A 16,438-nucleotide genomic window follows, 5' to 3' on the forward strand; every position below is an offset into this window, starting at 1 on the left:
TTCAAGTATCTGTCTTGACTTTTTCATCCACGGATCTGATGGAACAACTTCTCCGGTCAACAACCATCCCGGAAGATTGTCGCGTCCCCTCATCTGCTAAATAAATCATATAACGAATCCCCATCTGGTTACAGGTGGGGATTATTTGACGCTTACCGTTGTACCCTAAATGATTAACTTATTTAATGGAATTTCTGGTTGAATCGTATCTTATGATGAGGTCAGCTCGCCACCATTAACGTGAATGGTTTGGCCAGTAACAAATCTGGAATCGTCAGAGGCAAGAAAAACGTACGCTGGCGCAAGCTCAAATGGTTGGGCCATTCTCCGCATCGGATTACCGGAACCTAATAGAGCGACCTGATCTGCAGAATAGGTTGACGGCTGGAGCGGAGTCCAGGTTGATCCTGGTGCTACAGCATTGACCCGAATTCCCTTACCTATAAGATTATTGGCCAAAGCACGAGTAAAGCCAATATTCGCTGCCTTCGTTGATGTGTAATCAATCAATTGTGAAGGTCCTTTAAAAGCCGTAACCGAAGATGTATTAATAATTGAGCTGCCTGGTTTCAAATAGAGAAGCGCCGCTCGAGTTGTGTAAAAATGAGAATAGATATTAACTTTAAGGGTGTCATCGAATTGCTCGTCAGTAATATCGAGTAAACTTGGCTGCTGGAACTGGATACCCACGTGGTTCACTAGAATATCCAATCGTCCGAATGATTGGATCGTTTGTTCCACGATGGAAATACATTGATTTTTGTCTCGGACATCACCTGGCAATAAAATGCAGCGCTGGCCGAGTTGTTCGATCCGTGTTTTTGTTCTGATTGCATCTTCATGTTCATCAAAGTAGGAAATAGCAACATCTGCGCCTTCTTTAGCAAACGCAATCGCTACAGCTGCTCCGATCCCGCTGTCCCCACCTGTGATGAGGGCAACTTTCCCTGTTAATTTCCCGCTTCCCCTATACTCTGGATTTTCAATAATAGGCCGGGGGATCATCAGTCTTTCAAAACCAGGCTGTCGAAGTTGACGTTGTTCAGGGACATTAATCGGAATGTCCTCATAGCGGGTTATGACCCCGTAATTTGGATACATTGGATAATTTCCATCGGTGATTCCCTTCTGATTTTTTTGCTCATCCTGCTCCATTGGAATCCTCCTTACATGAATAGAAATGACTTTTTTACATTATGTTAGATGGGCGTACCCAGTGCATGTTCCAATCCACAATTGTTTAAAGCTTGATGAAAGAAGTACTGGCTCTTTATAGGAAGTTGCTGAATAAGGTGTATTAAGAAATTTAAGAGGAGGTTATTCGCTTGTTTCAATATAGTCCTGAAGTCCAATTATTACTCGTGAATTTTTCAGATGAAAAAGTAGAGATGCTCTATGATGACAACCCTCACACGTGGCCAATGCCGTTAATAGGACCCAGACCACCCTATTATACTAATCCTCGTTACGTACAAACCTATCCCATACTCTAAAAAGATACATCAGTAGTTTAAGTAGGGGCTGAAGAACTCCCCAAAATTCCTGAATCGGTAAATATAGGCAAACAAAAAATGAGGAGGAAAAGTCATGCAACTTTTCTTCCTCAACATATATTTAGAGTATCTCATTATCAATCATGTAAAATCTTTTTCATTTTTTTGTACTCATCTTCCATGATTTCGCCTCGGGCAAATCGTTCTTTTAAAATCGATTCGGCATGATCGCTGATGTTCGAATGTTGATTTGAATTTTTGATTAAGGATATCACTAGATAAATTACGGCAATAAAGAGTGCGAGTTATGAACTACATCGGGAATTCATTCCCGATGTAGTTCATAGCGTAGGTTTCAGCCATCGTTTTATAACTCCCGTCTTAAGTCGTAAAGGAAAGAAGTTTTGTTGATTACTTCTATTATCTGGCGAACGGCGGCTGCTCAGCCACTTTTTAATTCTGCTCCATGAGTATGGCCCCCATCGGACGGAGGACCAAATCCTGATTTGGAAAGTTACGAATCACCTTTTCACGAGGCGTTCCATGCCATTGGTTGTCCGCAAACGGCGGCGATAGGGTTCGGGCAGGGAAAGCACTGCGGTGACATCATCATATTATGACGCCTCGACAAACTCTGTGATCCGTGGGACTTTCTCCTGGTAACCGTCAAAAAAGAGTGAAGCAGGGTCTGAGCTGTGTTAACGTCAGCACTTGATCGAGTATTGTTTACTGCGGACAGTTACAGTGCATGATGACAAAATTGAGGTGGAATTCAAGTCAGGCATTAGTATAGATGTTGAAAATTGAACTGAATAACTAAATATTATTAGGATCTGACACCTTGTTGAAATACAGGGTGTCTTCATATTTATTGCGATGAGTCAGTATAAATTAGATTATTAATATTCACAAAATACAAATCACTGATATAATTTTTTATAGAGTAAACAGCGAACCAGAGCGTGACCTTTACAGTGGATGCAGATGTGTCCGAGAAATTAAGCATCGCATTGAATGTAACAAATGAAACACAAAACACCGCAGTGGAAAGCTGTATGCGTTGGTATATTGCAAAGACTTTTGAAAAAGCATCACAAACCTATAAACCAAAATGGTTACTATTTTTGGATATAGCGCACCAAAAAGTGATGTAGAAGCTATTGCAATGTTGAAAAAAGCATGGGGTGCGGTGGAAGACAGGAAGTTTGAAGAAATAGAAATAGTTGATTTGTGTGATGAAGATAAAGTTATCAAATCGTGGGACGATTTTATACATACGCATCATTATTCATACCACTCCAACTTTTTCACAACAACAATAGGAAGATGCCCTAGGAGAAGTTGTGAAGCAACATGTGACAGATTGATGATAAAGGAGCATTCAAGTGACATTAATAGAGATTGGGTTGATTTTTGCGTTATTAGGTGGGGTGGTATTTAAACTGTTTCCCCCAAAGAATATCAATAGTATATATGGTTGGCGTTCAAGGTTAGCTATGCAGAATAAGGATACATGGGCAGAAGCCCAAAGGTACGGCAGTAATACATTTATAGTAGGAGGAGTTGTTTTAGCACTGATTGGAGGTATTATTCAGGTTATTTGGCCTAAATTGAATAAATCAATAATACCTATGCTTTTAATTCTGGCAGTAGTAGCAGCAATTATATTTGCTGGAGAAGTACATCTAAGAAAGATCTTTAACAAAGACGGAAGTAGAAAATGATTGTGGAAATATAGGTATCATGCCCACCTCTTGTCCTATTTCGGTTTTCCCTTGTTTCTATCGTGCAACATTTTTGGTTTAACTTCGAAAAAACGGTGATAAACAGGTGAAAACAGGCAAAGAAATGGCTATTATTAAATCAAAAAATCCTAAACGGGTGTTCGGTTGAAAAACGTTACTTTAACTCGAACGGTGGAATGCAGGGTGAAGGCGGGTGATTTCGCAAAAGCTTATTATGGGTGTACATAGAAGAGAAAAGAAAATAGATTGAAGTGAAAATCAATTAGATAGGTAAAGGAGTTTGGAGAATTTATGAAGAAGATCATGGTAGACACTTATAAATTAGACAGAGTTTCAACTCGAATGGCGAAAGATTTCGGAACGATTCCTAAAGGACATGAAGAGTATTACGCATATCCTCTTTCGGTAATGGAAGGCAACATGCTGAAGCTCCATCGTCAAGAATCTAATCGCTCAGGTCGACAAGCATTAACCGCTATTCGAATGGCATTGCTTACCGTAAATGGATATATTAAACAAGTTGAGTATGATTTTAGTAGTCATGCTACTTCGGAAAATCAGGCATTATTGCATGGGCTGCTTATGGGGTTTGATCCTTTTACCAATGAACAAGTTCATGAAGTAGTAATGAAAGAAACCAATTCTTTCGATACTAAGAAATACTTCATGATACCGATAAAATGCCTGTTAAGGATTGAAAAATCCATTAAACACTGGACGAAACATCTAGGACCGACCGGTTATTTTACCTTTATTGAGAATCAAATGGGGCAATTGATAGAGCAGGATGATGTAATGAATTTTGCGATTTTAACCGAAAAAGAAAAGCTTTGATTATCTTTTTAGTGACAGGGAATTATACTAACTGACAACAAAATTTTATATTTTGAAAATGAAAGTTAAATTTGTAATAGTAATCGTATAAGGGGAGAAAAAGCATGCCTAAAATTGGAAGGAACGATTTATGCCCTTGCGGAAGCGGTAAAAAATACAAAAAATGCTGTATGGACAAAGATAAACAATTGATGGCAAAACAAATTGTTAGGAATCCCGTTAATAGGTTTATTACCTATGAAGAGGTGAACGAATTAAGTACCGATGAAATCATCCTCATGTTACGGAAATTTGGTATTCCATTTAAACAGGAAACCTTTTTAAAAGATATCGAAAAGTTCTACTCTGCCGAAGATCTTACGGAGAATTGGTTCCATCACTATACGGTTACTGCAAGAGGTAGAGATGAAGATTTCCCTTGGATGGCGGCCTGGATTTTGTGGGAAAGATTGGCTCCACCGAAAAAATTATCCATGGAACAAATGGGTGACTTGATTGATAAGGGTTTTGAGTATGTAGATGAAAATGACTCAACATCTGCATGTGATACATGGTTGACAGTCTGGGAGGGAATAAAGGATAGAATCGAACCTGAATTCCAAAATTTAGATTATCTGGACAAGCATTATAAGGGCAGTTTTTTTATTAAGAATTTTTGCCAGGATCTGGAAACAGAACTTCATAATGCGGGTATGGATGAGCCTGTTTATTTTGAAAAAAGAATAAAGTATTGTCGTGATTTTTGTAACTATTTTCCCAAAGAAAATGAATTAATCGTTCATAATATGCGGCGTGCCATTGCGGAATCGTACGCTAAATTAGGCCAATACGAGAAGGCTGAGTCCGAGTTTGAGAAGTTGGTGCAAGATTTTCCGAACAATCCATGGGGCTATATCGGCTGGGGAGATTTGTTTTTCTTTGAACAAAAGAAAGATTATGCTAAGGCGCAAGATCTATATGAAAAGGGTCTAGCCATTGCAAAGGATCAAATGGATAGTGACGCAATAAAAGAGAGGCTAGATGAGTTAAAGGAAGAACGATAAACATACTGGTTTTACATGGATGTGGCTTATTGTTGGTAACAAATGAGTCAATTTCTGTTTCTCCCGCAATCTCTCTTTGCGATCGCCCCTCTCTGAAGTATTTTAATAAAATATCCTGCTTTAGGTTCAAAATAATTGTTATCCCCATCTCCCCACAGCAGACCAGTGAATCATCTATGGGTTTATTTTAGCTGAGTGGGGGAATTTTTTTATGATTATCCTAGGTTACTTTTAGATTACATAAAAGATAATTTCATTCACCATATTTGAGGATGAAAATTAGTGTAGGATTACGTAACATAATTATAATGTTGTTTTATAAAAACGTTATAACCGGTTATACTGGTAATGAAGAGGTGAACGGATATGGATTTTCAAAAATATCTGGAGTGTCATTTTGGCTATGAGGAGCCAATCTTGACTGAAGAGCTCAGAGATAAACTGAATATTAATCCAAATACATTGCGTCAAAATTTAAAAAAGGCAGCGGATAGTGGGATCATTACACGTTATGCTTTGAAAGCGGGTATTTATTATCGTCCGAACCCAAAACCGTTATTTCGTTCTTCATTAAGTCTTGACTCAGTTATTAAAAAGAAATACTTGTTTGACTCAGCGAATCATCGAATAGGGTACGTGACGGGCTTGTCGTTTGCGAACGAACTGGGATTAACCACCCAAAACGCGTTAGCCTATGAAATTGTTACCAACAGGGAAAAAATGAGTTCGAGAAAAGTTATATATGGCAAAAGCAGCGTTTTCTTGATGAAGCCCAAACTATTGGTTACTGCTCGGAATTATAAATTGCTGCAAATTTTTGATCTGATTAGCAGGTTTGACGATTACAGCGAACGACCACTTGAAGAATCAATAGGCAAATGCTTCGATTATTTACAGGGGCTAACTATTTCCTGGGAAGAAATAAAAAGATATCTGTCTGCCTACTCAGAGCATGACCAACTGGCCATATACAGGAGTGACTTGATTTATGAACTTGCATCAAAACAAAGAGCTTTTCGAGGAAGTCATTAACGCCGTATCTGAGGATTCCGGGCTCAAAAGCTCCATTGTTGAAAAGGATTATTATGTATCTTTACTGCTTGAACGAATTAAGACGAACTATCCACAAATTGTTTTTAAGGGCGGTACATCTTTAAGCAAATGTTACCACTTGATTCATCGTTTTTCGGAAGATATTGATCTTAATTTTCAACAGGACATCGAAACAACTGGGTCAGAAAAACGCAAGTTGAAACAAGCGATTGTTGATTCTGCAAATGAAATCGGCATGAGTCTTGAGAATGAAGCCGAGATAAAAAGTAGAATGGATTTCAATCGATACCAATTTGCTTACCCAAGTGTAACAGGAGCAGATCTTCAAAAAGTTACTATGTCGAGACCTATGTGCTGCTAAAATCTTTTCCCACGGATGTGAAGCAAGCGACAAATTACATTCTCGACTATTTAATTGAGCAACGCCAAGATGTGTTGATCGAAAAATATGACATAAATGCGTTTAGTATACAAGTGCAAAGCATTGAACGCACGTTTATCGATAAACTATTTGCCCTCTGTGATTACTCTATCGATGGAAAATATACGAGAAATTCGCGGCATCTTTATGATCTTCACATGATCTATAAGATGTACAAAAATCGGTTCAACAGTGACAAAATCAGGCCGCTGTTTAAACAGGTAGCTGAGGAACGCTCAAAGAGTGACCATGCTTATTCAGCAGTTAAGAACTTTAAATTGCTTGAGACTTGCAGAAAACTAATTAATGAAGATTATTTTAAAGCGGACTATGAAGGAACGAGCAATGTGCAATTGTTTCTTCCAAGTGACTCACCCATTAGCTATGAGATCGTAAAGAATTCTTTCATTAAAATTATTGAGTCAGGACTTGTTCCAGTAGTCATTGACTGAATGAAGAGAGTGAATAAATGAATCATTCTGTCCCATATGCTGAATGTGTAAGTTTAGTAAGATCAGAGTAGAAAGGACTACAAACGGGTGAGACAGGAAATTCTGAAAAGGGAAGCTCATCTCTACATCAGGGAGACATTTCCTTGAATCATTGTTAAAATGAATTCGTTGTGTGTTGTCACAATCAATAAAGAAGTATTCAGCAGAAGGTGAAGTTAGGTGAAGAGAGAGAAGTTAAAGAGAGGCCTTAGTGCGCGCCATATTCAGATGATTGCGCTGGGCGGAACGATCGGCGTTGGTTTGTTCATGGGCTCAGCGAGTACAATTCAGTGGACGGGTCCGTCCGTGCTGCTTGCTTATGCGATCAGCGGATTGTTTATTTTCTTCATTATGCGGGCGATGGGGGAGATGTTATACGTTGAGCCGAGCACCGGATCATTTGCGACATTCGGACGCGAGTTTATTCATCCGCTCGCTGGTTATCTGACCGCGTGGAGCAACTGGTTTCAATGGGTTATCGTCGGCATGTCTGAAGTGATCGCCGTGGGAACCTACATGAAGTTCTGGTTTCCGGGGACGCCGGCTTGGATTCCCAGTGTTCTGGTTGTGATCATTCTCGGTACGGCGAACCTGGTTTCTGTCCGTTCGTTCGGTGAATTTGAATTTTGGTTTGCGATGATCAAGGTGGTTACGATTATTTTGATGATTATTGCTGGAATCGGACTGATCTTTTTCGGATTTGGAAATGGAGGACGAGCGATCGGTTTGTCGAATCTCTGGGCAAACGGCGGTTTTTTTACAAAAGGGTGGACAGGCTTTTTCTTTTCGCTGTCGCTCGTCGTTGCAGCTTTCCAGGGGGTTGAACTGATCGGCATCACTGCCGGTGAAGCGAAGCATCCGGAAAAAACAATTGTCCGGGCGATTCAGAGCATCATCTGGCGTGTCCTTATTTTTTATATTGGCGCGATCTTTGTGATTGTCACCGTCTATCCGTGGAATCAGCTTAATGAACTAGGCAGCCCGTTCGTCATTACGTTCGCAAAAATCGGCATTACCGCTGCAGCCGCGATCATTAACTTTGTCATCATTACGGCAGCGATGTCCGGGTGCAACAGCGGCATTTACAGTGCCGGACGGATGCTCTACACGCTGGGTGAATTCGGACAGGCACCCAAATGCTTCAAAAAAGTCTCCGGGAACGGAGTGCCGCTTTTTGGCACGATTGCTGTGCTCATCGGTCTTACTATCGGTGTTGTGCTGAACTTTGTCGCACCGCCGAAAATTTTTGTGTACGTCTACAGTGCGAGTGTCCTTCCGGGGATGGTTCCCTGGTTTGTCATCTTGATCAGCCATCTCAGGTTCAGAAAAATAAAAGAAACTGAGTCGCAGAAACATCCGTTTAGAATGCCGCTTGTGCCGTTTTCAAACTATTTGACGATTGTCTTTTTAATCGTTGTATTAATCGGGATGTGGTTCAATCCGGATACACGTCTGTCGCTGATTGTCGGGATTATTTTCCTTTGTCTCGTCGTCGCTAGCTATTATGTTTCCGGAGTTGGCAAACGGAATACTCCGGAAAATGAAGCACGATCGAATCAATAAAAGTAATCTTCGCCAAACAAGTGATCCGATTGATTCAGAAGATGACACGCAATGTTACAGCGGATCGAAGAAGATGTTGCGAAGCTGAAGCACTGTTTGTCACACGACATATACCATTTTCACTCTGAAGGGTACCATCAATGGATCTGTTTTCATTGATTGGTACCTTTTTTTGATACTGAGATGTCAGTACATGATTTTCCTGACAATCCTTGGAGCTATATCGGCTGGGGAGATTTGTTTTTCTTTGAAGAGAAGAAGGATTATTCTAAGGCACGAGAACATAATGTTTTTACATGGAAATTGCTTATTGTATTTCTACTTCTGATAAGGCACATTTTACATGAATTAATTGAAATGCTCTAATCTTAGTGCAGCACTTTTCTTGAGGCATTATGAGCCGCCCGGTAATAGGGATTGTGGTGTTTCATTTCCTTTGTCATGAGTTCAAAAGTCAGTTCTATTTGTGGGTACGATGAGAGAAATGTATTTTTTGAGAGTATAATTTTCTCAATAATAGGATTCAAACGATTTTTTTCGACTGAGGAGATAGTTAAGTCTTCAGGATGAACAAAGTCGCTGAATAGGAGTACGTGTTCAGGTTTTTGATACTTTTGTTTTATGACTGCGAATAGTGTCTGAATTGCAAACCAAATGGCTGCATACTCAGCATAGGGATTCTGTTTTTTGAAGAGCTGAGCATAATGCTTTCTTGACTTAACAATCACTTCGCCTTGGCCTACAAAACAAGAGGCTAGCCCAAAAATGCCACTGGAATTAAGTTCGGATGCATCGACAAATATGAAAAGTGTATCTGTACTCCATTTAAAATTCTCCGAACGCTGCCTTCCTTTAGCGCTGGGCACGGCAAAGGTATTCAAGAAAACTTGTTGTCTGTTATTTGCTTCATAATGACGATTGATAGGCCGCATATGGGTCAATCACCTCAATGAATGTGTATTTATCGTACATATTTGATAACTATTGATCAACCGAAAAATTGAAAGTGGCCTGCTGATGTTTTTGATTTAAAAGCATCAGGATCGTATTGGTCTATACATTGACAAAAAGATCCTGAGTAGCGCACATGTACCTAGTCAAGTAATCAGCCAATTAAAGGTGACAAAATCAGACGAAATGATTCTTGTCCTTGCGGCAACGAACAAAGGATAAGAAGTGCTGTGGATAGTAAGGTGGACGCCACTGCATGGAAAAAACGTGAATCAGTTTTAAAACGCATACAGAATGGATACTCGCAATGAAATGCGTTCATATGCACACGCCTTATACGTTTGATCACATCGTAGTTATCCTTTACAGTTTTTTAACCTTACCGCAGCTGCGCTTCATTATCACGCCTGCTATACATAATACGGACAATTGCCACGGTTTTCAGCGGTTCCATGGTCAGATAAAAGACAAGATAGTTATCCACGGGTACGATACGAAGACCTTTGCTATGCCATGTCTCTTTATCGTAAAGGGAAAAACGAAACGGCATCTCATCCAGCTTTAAGGCCGCATTCATGATACGTTGAATTTGTTTTCTCGCAATTTCAGGATTCAGCAGTGAGATGGCGATATACGTGTAAATGCTGTTTAAATCTCGTTCCGCATGCACGGTATATACAATCTTCCACTGCTCATTTCCCATAATCCCGCCTCATCTTCTCGGCTACGCGCTCTGCCGATGTAATTCTCCCAGCGTTTAGATCGGCCAGTCCTTTTTCAATTTCATCGTTAAATGATTTTTCATCGAGCGATCCGAAAGTGAGCGGCTTGTTTTCGGGCAGTTTTATATCGAAGGGGATCCCGCGCTGCAGCACGACCTGACGCAGAAAAAGACTGATCGCGTTGGACATGGGAATCCCGAGCTGCTTCAGAACCTGCTCAGCCTGCTCCTTAAGTTCAGGTTCAATACGGGCGAAAACGTTTGATGTTCTTGTCACTTGAGACACCTCCTATATCACAATTATATTCAATTGTATTGCAGTGTGCAATCATAGTACGGAATGAGCAAATGTCCTCTGTTTTACGAATCTCCCTGCTGGCACTTCTCCTCTGCTTTTCCCTTCGCATCTTCTAAAAATTATAGAGTCAAAATGTATGTCATTTGATTTAAACTGCCTAATCATGCTATAAGTGTTAAGAAAGCAATCTTGGGGATACAGATTCTGGACGAGTATCCCATAATGTGAGGATTTGAAGTTAACGATGAATACTAATTTTTGGCGTGATTTACCACGACCTTTTTTTATACTGGCACCGATGGAAGAGGTGACGGATGTTGTTTTCCGCCATGTCGTGAGTGCGGCAGCTAGGCCTGATGTGTTTTTTACAGAGTTTACAAACACGGATAGTTATTGTCATCCGGAGGGGATTCAAAGTGTGCGTGGGCGTTTAACGTTTACGGAGGATGAACAGCCGCTTGTCGCCCAAATATGGGGGGATAAACCGGAACACTTTCGGCAGATGAGTATCGGTCTGGCGAAGCAAGGGTTTCGCGGTGTGGATATCAATATGGGCTGCCCGGTGCCTAATGTGACGGCGAATGGAAAGGGAAGCGGCCTTATCCTGCGCCCCGAAGTCGCAGCCGATTTAATTCAGGCGACAAAGGCAGGGGGACTGCCCGTAAGTGTGAAGACAAGGCTCGGTTACTCGGATGTTGACGAATGGCGGGACTGGTTGACACATGTATTGAAGCAAGACATTGCGAATCTTACCATTCATCTGCGTACACGAAAGGAAATGAGCAAGGTAGATGCACACTGGGAACTCATCCCGGAGATTATGAAACTTCGCGATCAGGTGGCACCGCATACACTTTTGACGATCAATGGCGATGTGTCTGACCGTCAAACCGGCTTGAAGCTTGCTGAACACTATGGCGTAGATGGTCTAATGATTGGTCGCGGTATTTTTGCGAATCCATTTGCCTTTGAAAAAGAGCCGAAAGAGCACAGTAGTCAGGAACTGCTCGATCTCTTGAGGCTGCATCTGGATCTCTATGATCAGTATTCGGAAGAATTAGAGCTGCGTCCGTTTACTGCACTCCATCGCTTTTTTAAGATCTATGTCCGTGGTTTTCGCGGGGCAAGTGAATTGAGAAATCAATTGATGAGCACAAAGTCAACCAATGAAGTGCGTGCTTTGCTTGATCACTTTGATCAGCAACAAGACAAAGACGATCTGGGAACGCAATCGGGTCTTTGATCAAATTGTCAGGCTCGCTTGCTCGGCTCACCTTTCTTTCGGGTCAAATCGGTACAGAACGAGGAGTAGGTCGGGCTGACCAGCAACGAAACGGTGATCGATCCCCGCTGCGGTATTGAATGGTCCCTTGAAAAAGTAATAATAGCTGCTTGATACCCGAGTCTATTTCTTTTTCTGATAAGCTACTGTACCTAATAGTTCCGGCTCAATGATTGTTATACTTAACATAATGGAGGCAAGAACATGCGAATAAACGTATTACAACATACACCGAGCGAAGGACCAGGCTCTATTAAAGATTGGTCGATAAGCAGAGGACATGAGATGTATGTCTATCACCCTTATCAGTTTGACGGTGTTCTGCCAGCTGCTGATCAGACAGATATGCTTATCATTTTAGGAGGGCCCATGAGTCCCAATGATTCCGATGAATGGATTTTGAATGAACGTACGCTTATTCAAAAGTTATTAGATCAGAACGTTCCAATTTTTGGAGCATGCTATGGGGCGCAACAAATCGCAAAAACTCTTGGGTACACGATTGGAAAAGCACCGGCAAAAGAAGTAGGCTGGGCTCCGGTATACCTGAAAAGTAATGCTGTTCCTGATCTTCCAGAAAAACTGGTTGCGCTGCATTGGCATGAAGAAATGTTCGAAATCCCAGAGGAAGCGGAGCTGCTATTTTCAAGTGATTTGCTGGAAAATCAGGGCTTTGTGATGAATCATCGAGTTATAGGATTACAGTTTCATTTCGAACCACAAGCGGATGACGTACGTGAGATCGTTGTGAACGACGCCCAGTACACAAAGGGATCTTTATTAAAACAATCATCTGACGATATTTTGAACCACCTCGTTCCAAAAGAAAATAAGGAAGTCATGTTTAAGCTATTAGACTATATTACCAATTGAAAATAGGCTACAATTCAAAGATTGTGGTCTATTGTTGTCTTTTTAACGAAAATCGGTAAGCAAGCTGGCGACACCATAAAAGTAATCACGGAACACGATCACTTTTGCAATGCTTGAAGCTACCAATGAGTTTGCGGAGCGGATCGCAGGGAATAAGACCTATGAAGGGGCAATTCAGCTTACGCGCGACAAGCCGATCGATGATGAACGCATCATCGGCATCGCACAATGGAGTGTGTAAAGGGAGTGACACTTTATGAAAAACGAGCGTGTATACAAAATGGCATTTTCGAGAGTTTATCCGCTCTACATTCAAAAGGCGGAGCGCAAAGGGCGATCCAAAGCCGATGTAGATGCCGTGATTTGCTGGTTGACGGGTTATGACGATAAAGGTCTTGCGCAGCAAATTGACAAGAACGCTGATTTTGAAACGTTCTTCGCCGATGCGCCGCAAATCAACCCCAATGCGTCTAAAATCAAAGGGGTGATTTGTGGGTATCGTGTCGAGGAAATCGAAGACTCACTCATGCAGAAAATCAGGTGGCTTGACAAACTGGTTGACGAATTAGCGAAAGGCAAGCCAATGGAGAAGATTTTGAGAAGCTGAGATGAGGTACCTATGCCACCAGAAATGCCGGGACTTAAATCAATGCTATATACTGACTTGCTCCCGCGAACGGGACAGTGCCCCCAAAGAGCAGTCGAACGTGCAATCGGCATGATCGTGACTGTGAGAATGGTGTCCATGCTGCGTGTGATATGACGGGGGCGAAAATACTGCTTTTATCTACCGCAAAATCTCCTTTTGAAGTATCTTATAGGACTTTTGCAGCTCCATTACTTGGACTGCCTTTTCCATCCTGATCGCCCCTTTTACTTTTTTGGGTCAGTAATCTTTTTCATCGCCTTGCTGACTTCTTGATTAACAGTTTCCTCATAGATGTCAGCGTTTGTTTTTGAACCTTTGATCAGATCATCGCAAAAGGTCGCGACATCGTTGCCGGTTACTTCGAGCACACCTTTCCCTAAGGATGCCCCTTCTTCAAATAGATCGACAATTCCCGAAAGTAAGCCCGTACTGTCGGAAAGTTCAACAGGGCCGACTTTAAAGAGATATTTTTGAATTTCTTTATAAACAATCTGATAATCTTTCGGGAGTACTTTGACACGTGCCATGTGAGCCCGCCACTCTTTTTTGCCTTGAATGATATCCTGTATGCTCATTTTATCCTCTACTTTCTTAATTTCTTGGCGATCGTATTATTGAGTTGCCGACGCCATTTGTCGCGAAAAGACCTTGCTCCTTCTTCACCGGCTAGTGCTGAACAGAACCCTTTGATATCGTCACCCAAAACCCCTTGAACGCTTTGACCGTCCACCGCCGTCTCCTCGAGAAGACCAAGCACACCATCAAGAATTGGTATTAGGTTGCGACCGGTGAAATCGGAGTGCGACCAAAGATTGTTCTTAATTTCTTCCCATGCCGCTTGGTAATCAGCCGGCAGTTTTTTGGCTCGTGATTCAAAGGATTTCATTTCTTTAGTTATGTCGCTGCCGGTGACCTTTTCCAAAAAATTCATTGTTTTCTCTCCTTTAACTCATTCATTTTTGAAGATACGAACGTCCATTTTTCCCAGAACCTCCGCAGTTTCTCGCGCCCCGCGTCATTGAGCACGAAAAACTTACGCGGCGGTCCCACATCAGATCGTTTTTTTTCTGTATTTACGAGCTTATTCTTCTCAAGCCGCACCAAAATGGTGTAGACCGTTCCTTCCACAACATCGGTGAAGCCGAGCGCGTTCAGCCGCCGTGTGATTTCGTAGCCGTAGGTTTCTCCGCGGTTTATAATTTCAAGAACACAGCCTTCAAGCACGCCCTTGAGCATTTCCGTTAGGTTTTCCAGTATAATCACCTTCGCTATTTAGTATGACTTGTATGAAGTATCACTTACTACTACTATATAGTAATACGCAATAGCTGCTTTGTCAACTCGATCATGCTTTCTCATAATAGGAAAAAGGATGGGGGGAGAAGCTGTCCAAAATGATTCTGGAAAATAAGTCGTTATGAATCTGAATAAATTTAGCATCTCGGATTCTTCATAGAATGATTAGCCGCATTAAATTAACTTTTTTTCAACAGGAATCACATGAGTACGATATTTTTCAATTTTTTCGCTTAAACTGCGCTCGGCTGCTTGTAAGCCGGAAATATGTTCTTGAAGCTTTAGCAATTCGTTAGTGAGTAGTTCAATTCTGCTTTCAATGGAACCCTCTCCTTCTTTGAACAATGAGATATAGTGCACTAAGGTTTTGATTGAGACGTTGGCTCCTCTCATTTGTTTCGCAAAGAATAGCCACTCGATATCTGTTTCCTCGAATATTCTTACTTCGTTTTTATCGCGCTTAATCGGTGGAACGATATTAAGTTTTTCATAGTAACGTATCGTTGATTTAGGCAATCCCGTCTTTTGGCTCGCTTCATTGATGTTCATCATGTTCCTCCGCTCTAGTAAACTTTTCTCTTGCGTTAAACCTTACTTTAAGGTGTACGTTGAATTCAATCAAGAACTAAGTTCACAAAAGAAAAGAGGATTTTAGAATGGTAGAAAACTTACAAAAGACAGTTGCAATCGTTACAGGAGCATCCAGTGGAATCGGGCGAGCAATTGCTAAGAATTTAGCTGCGGCAGGAAGTAACGTTGTCCTGGTCGCTCGTCGTAAGCAAAGATTAAATGACTTAGCGACTGAAATTGAGAAAGCAAACGGGCAATCGTTGCCCATCGAAGCGGATCTCACGTCCAGTGATGAAGCAATCCGGGTCGTTAACGAAACGATTGATAAATTTGGCACGCTGGATATTTTGGTTAATGCTGCAGGTGTTATGCTTAACGGAGATTCAATTGAAACCCCGGTGAAGGATTGGGATGCGATGGTTAATGTTAATCTTCGTGGCCTAATGTATCTGACTAAAGCTGCTTTGCCGCACCTAAAAGAGAGTGCCGAAAAGAGTGACAGGAAAGTCAGTGATGTTGTCAATATTTCTTCAGTTGCCGGGCGTTTTGCGGCTTCTCAGGTTGCGATTTATTCGGCAACAAAATTTGCTGTAACTGCTGCTACAGAAGCTTGGCGACAAGAATATACGCGCCAACATATACGCTTTACAGTTATTGAACCAGGGAAAACTGCAACCGAACTTTTTGACCATCGAGTTGGCGAAAATGAAGCATTCGAAAAGATGTTTGGCAAGGTTGAGGAACTGCAAGCCGATGATATTGCGAATACGGTTCATTTCATCGTGACGAGTCCTCGGCGAATGGCGATCAACGAAGTGGTCATTCGGCCGACGGATCAAGCCTGATATAAATAAACTGCTCCAGGATCCCTTTGCTGAGATCCTGGAGCTTTTAATGCTTTTGAAAAAAATTCAGAATCGCACCTTCGCCTTGATATTCCCATAGAAAATGAGCCGGAGCCCATGATCTCAGTTAGAATAGAGTCCTAAAAGGAGAGATTCATAGGATGGCTCAACTACAGATAACGCTAAATGAGCGGGTTTTGCATCTTGCTCCATTAAACCTACATTCCCGTGAATTTATACCTATGATGGGATCATCACGCCAAGCTCTTTGTACAGATCCATTTGTTTCTTGGTCATTTCACCAATTGAT

The 16,438-nt window shown here is 41.5% G+C and carries 20 protein-coding genes and 1 pseudogene; 12 read left to right on the forward strand and 9 right to left on the reverse strand.

Features of this window, described 5'->3' with window-relative positions; genetic code table 11:
* Positions 1-210 precede the first annotated feature (210 nt).
* Both BM003_RS14850 and BM003_RS18280 read right to left on the reverse strand, forming a co-directional pair.
* Entirely contained in the window at positions 211-1,155 is a 945-nt protein-coding gene (locus BM003_RS14850) for an SDR family oxidoreductase (RefSeq protein ID WP_093674437.1), read from the reverse strand.
* A 794-nt stretch (positions 1,156-1,949) separates the two neighbouring features.
* Positions 1,950-2,107: pseudogene (locus BM003_RS18280) on the reverse strand (IS256 family transposase); the annotation flags it as partial.
* A 771-nt stretch (positions 2,108-2,878) separates the two neighbouring features.
* On the opposite strand from BM003_RS18280, the gene BM003_RS14865 reads away from it, so the two are divergent.
* The 7 genes from BM003_RS14865 to BM003_RS14895 all read left to right on the forward strand — a co-directional run bounded on the left by BM003_RS14865 (position 2,879) and on the right by BM003_RS14895 (position 8,643).
* On the forward strand, positions 2,879-3,217 hold the full coding sequence (locus BM003_RS14865) for an SdpI family protein (RefSeq protein WP_093674439.1): 339 nt from the start codon (positions 2,879-2,881) through the stop codon (positions 3,215-3,217).
* Between the two features lie 312 nt (positions 3,218-3,529).
* Positions 3,530-4,072, forward strand: coding sequence for a hypothetical protein (locus BM003_RS14870; protein ID WP_093674440.1), 543 nt, complete (start codon positions 3,530-3,532; stop codon positions 4,070-4,072).
* A 104-nt stretch (positions 4,073-4,176) separates the two neighbouring features.
* On the forward strand, positions 4,177-5,115 hold the full coding sequence (locus BM003_RS14875; protein WP_093674441.1) for a tetratricopeptide repeat protein: 939 nt from the start codon (positions 4,177-4,179) through the stop codon (positions 5,113-5,115).
* A gap of 366 nt (positions 5,116-5,481) precedes the next feature.
* Entirely contained in the window at positions 5,482-6,147 is a 666-nt protein-coding gene (locus tag BM003_RS14880) for a helix-turn-helix domain-containing protein (RefSeq protein WP_093674442.1), read from the forward strand.
* Positions 6,104-6,529, forward strand: coding sequence for a nucleotidyl transferase AbiEii/AbiGii toxin family protein (locus BM003_RS18130; protein WP_093674443.1), 426 nt, complete (start codon positions 6,104-6,106; stop codon positions 6,527-6,529). The genes BM003_RS14880 and BM003_RS18130 overlap by 44 nt, the downstream gene beginning before the upstream one ends.
* Positions 6,520-7,041 (forward strand): nucleotidyl transferase AbiEii/AbiGii toxin family protein, encoded by a 522-nt coding sequence (locus BM003_RS18135; RefSeq protein WP_177184818.1) that lies wholly within the window; start codon positions 6,520-6,522, stop codon positions 7,039-7,041. Before BM003_RS18130 ends, BM003_RS18135 begins: the two co-directional genes overlap by 10 nt.
* Positions 7,042-7,308: 267 nt before the next feature.
* Entirely contained in the window at positions 7,309-8,643 is a 1,335-nt protein-coding gene (locus tag BM003_RS14895) for an amino acid permease (RefSeq protein WP_425441057.1), read from the forward strand.
* A 368-nt stretch (positions 8,644-9,011) separates the two neighbouring features.
* Here BM003_RS14895 and BM003_RS14905 read toward each other — a convergent pair whose 3' ends face one another.
* The 3 genes from BM003_RS14905 to BM003_RS14915 all read right to left on the reverse strand — a co-directional run bounded on the left by BM003_RS14905 (position 9,012) and on the right by BM003_RS14915 (position 10,592).
* Positions 9,012-9,575 carry a hypothetical protein gene (locus BM003_RS14905; RefSeq protein ID WP_093674447.1) on the reverse strand — a complete coding sequence of 188 codons (564 nt, stop codon included), beginning with the start codon at positions 9,573-9,575 and terminating at the stop codon, positions 9,012-9,014.
* 398 nt (positions 9,576-9,973) lie between these two features.
* Positions 9,974-10,297: a type II toxin-antitoxin system RelE/ParE family toxin gene (locus tag BM003_RS14910; protein WP_093674448.1), complete on the reverse strand. Its 324-nt coding sequence runs from the start codon at positions 10,295-10,297 to the stop codon at positions 9,974-9,976.
* Entirely contained in the window at positions 10,287-10,592 is a 306-nt protein-coding gene (locus BM003_RS14915) for a type II toxin-antitoxin system RelB/DinJ family antitoxin (protein WP_093674449.1), read from the reverse strand. The genes BM003_RS14910 and BM003_RS14915 overlap by 11 nt, the downstream gene beginning before the upstream one ends.
* 265 nt (positions 10,593-10,857) lie before the next feature.
* Between BM003_RS14915 and BM003_RS14920 the strand changes: the two genes are divergently transcribed.
* The 4 genes from BM003_RS14920 (at position 10,858) to BM003_RS14930 (ending at position 13,375) form a co-directional block, all read left to right on the forward strand.
* Positions 10,858-11,856 carry a tRNA dihydrouridine synthase gene (locus BM003_RS14920; RefSeq protein ID WP_093674450.1) on the forward strand — a complete coding sequence of 333 codons (999 nt, stop codon included), beginning with the start codon at positions 10,858-10,860 and terminating at the stop codon, positions 11,854-11,856.
* A 243-nt stretch (positions 11,857-12,099) separates the two neighbouring features.
* The gene (locus tag BM003_RS14925) at positions 12,100-12,768 is read left to right on the forward strand and encodes a type 1 glutamine amidotransferase (protein WP_093674451.1); all 669 of its coding nucleotides are present in this window, start codon (positions 12,100-12,102) and stop codon (positions 12,766-12,768) included.
* 109 nt (positions 12,769-12,877) lie between these two features.
* Positions 12,878-13,009, forward strand: coding sequence for a hypothetical protein (locus BM003_RS18140; protein WP_281242917.1), 132 nt, complete (start codon positions 12,878-12,880; stop codon positions 13,007-13,009).
* 15 nt (positions 13,010-13,024) lie between these two features.
* Entirely contained in the window at positions 13,025-13,375 is a 351-nt protein-coding gene (locus BM003_RS14930) for a DUF2200 domain-containing protein (protein ID WP_093674452.1), read from the forward strand.
* A 266-nt stretch (positions 13,376-13,641) separates the two neighbouring features.
* Here BM003_RS14930 and BM003_RS14935 read toward each other — a convergent pair whose 3' ends face one another.
* From BM003_RS14935 to BM003_RS14950, 4 genes are all read right to left on the reverse strand, one after another.
* Positions 13,642-13,992, reverse strand: a complete 351-nt coding sequence (locus BM003_RS14935) for a DUF1048 domain-containing protein (RefSeq protein ID WP_093674453.1) — start codon at positions 13,990-13,992, stop codon at positions 13,642-13,644.
* 8 nt (positions 13,993-14,000) lie between these two features.
* Positions 14,001-14,348 (reverse strand): DUF1048 domain-containing protein, encoded by a 348-nt coding sequence (locus BM003_RS14940; protein ID WP_093674454.1) that lies wholly within the window; start codon positions 14,346-14,348, stop codon positions 14,001-14,003.
* On the reverse strand, positions 14,345-14,653 hold the full coding sequence (locus tag BM003_RS14945) for a PadR family transcriptional regulator (protein WP_281242919.1): 309 nt from the start codon (positions 14,651-14,653) through the stop codon (positions 14,345-14,347). The genes BM003_RS14940 and BM003_RS14945 overlap by 4 nt, the downstream gene beginning before the upstream one ends.
* 234 nt (positions 14,654-14,887) lie before the next feature.
* Positions 14,888-15,262: a MerR family transcriptional regulator gene (locus BM003_RS14950; protein WP_028983575.1), complete on the reverse strand. Its 375-nt coding sequence runs from the start codon at positions 15,260-15,262 to the stop codon at positions 14,888-14,890.
* A 107-nt stretch (positions 15,263-15,369) separates the two neighbouring features.
* Between BM003_RS14950 and BM003_RS14955 the strand changes: the two genes are divergently transcribed.
* The gene (locus BM003_RS14955; RefSeq protein WP_093674455.1) at positions 15,370-16,128 is read left to right on the forward strand and encodes an SDR family oxidoreductase; all 759 of its coding nucleotides are present in this window, start codon (positions 15,370-15,372) and stop codon (positions 16,126-16,128) included.
* Positions 16,129-16,438 lie beyond the last annotated feature (310 nt).

It is taken from the genome of Sporolactobacillus nakayamae, from assembly GCF_900113325.1.
Classification (GTDB): domain Bacteria; phylum Bacillota; class Bacilli; order Bacillales; family Sporolactobacillaceae; genus Sporolactobacillus; species Sporolactobacillus nakayamae.

Coding starts and splice junctions, on each gene's coding strand:
- BM003_RS14850 (WP_093674437.1), bottom strand. CDS start 1,155: ATGGAGCAGGATGAGCAAAAAAATCAGAAGGGAATCACCGATGGAAAT.
- BM003_RS14870 (WP_093674440.1), top strand. CDS start 3,530: ATGAAGAAGATCATGGTAGACACTTATAAATTAGACAGAGTTTCAACT.
- BM003_RS14875 (WP_093674441.1), top strand. CDS start 4,177: ATGCCTAAAATTGGAAGGAACGATTTATGCCCTTGCGGAAGCGGTAAA.
- BM003_RS14880 (WP_093674442.1), top strand. CDS start 5,482: ATGGATTTTCAAAAATATCTGGAGTGTCATTTTGGCTATGAGGAGCCA.
- BM003_RS18130 (WP_093674443.1), top strand. CDS start 6,104: ATGAACTTGCATCAAAACAAAGAGCTTTTCGAGGAAGTCATTAACGCC.
- BM003_RS14895 (WP_425441057.1), top strand. CDS start 7,309: ATGATTGCGCTGGGCGGAACGATCGGCGTTGGTTTGTTCATGGGCTCA.
- BM003_RS14905 (WP_093674447.1), bottom strand. CDS start 9,575: ATGCGGCCTATCAATCGTCATTATGAAGCAAATAACAGACAACAAGTT.
- BM003_RS14910 (WP_093674448.1), bottom strand. CDS start 10,297: ATGGGAAATGAGCAGTGGAAGATTGTATATACCGTGCATGCGGAACGA.
- BM003_RS14920 (WP_093674450.1), top strand. CDS start 10,858: ATGAATACTAATTTTTGGCGTGATTTACCACGACCTTTTTTTATACTG.
- BM003_RS14925 (WP_093674451.1), top strand. CDS start 12,100: ATGCGAATAAACGTATTACAACATACACCGAGCGAAGGACCAGGCTCT.
- BM003_RS18140 (WP_281242917.1), top strand. CDS start 12,878: ATGCTTGAAGCTACCAATGAGTTTGCGGAGCGGATCGCAGGGAATAAG.
- BM003_RS14930 (WP_093674452.1), top strand. CDS start 13,025: ATGAAAAACGAGCGTGTATACAAAATGGCATTTTCGAGAGTTTATCCG.
- BM003_RS14935 (WP_093674453.1), bottom strand. CDS start 13,992: ATGAGCATACAGGATATCATTCAAGGCAAAAAAGAGTGGCGGGCTCAC.
- BM003_RS14940 (WP_093674454.1), bottom strand. CDS start 14,348: ATGAATTTTTTGGAAAAGGTCACCGGCAGCGACATAACTAAAGAAATG.
- BM003_RS14945 (WP_281242919.1), bottom strand. CDS start 14,653: ATGCTCAAGGGCGTGCTTGAAGGCTGTGTTCTTGAAATTATAAACCGC.
- BM003_RS14950 (WP_028983575.1), bottom strand. CDS start 15,262: ATGAACATCAATGAAGCGAGCCAAAAGACGGGATTGCCTAAATCAACG.
- BM003_RS14955 (WP_093674455.1), top strand. CDS start 15,370: ATGGTAGAAAACTTACAAAAGACAGTTGCAATCGTTACAGGAGCATCC.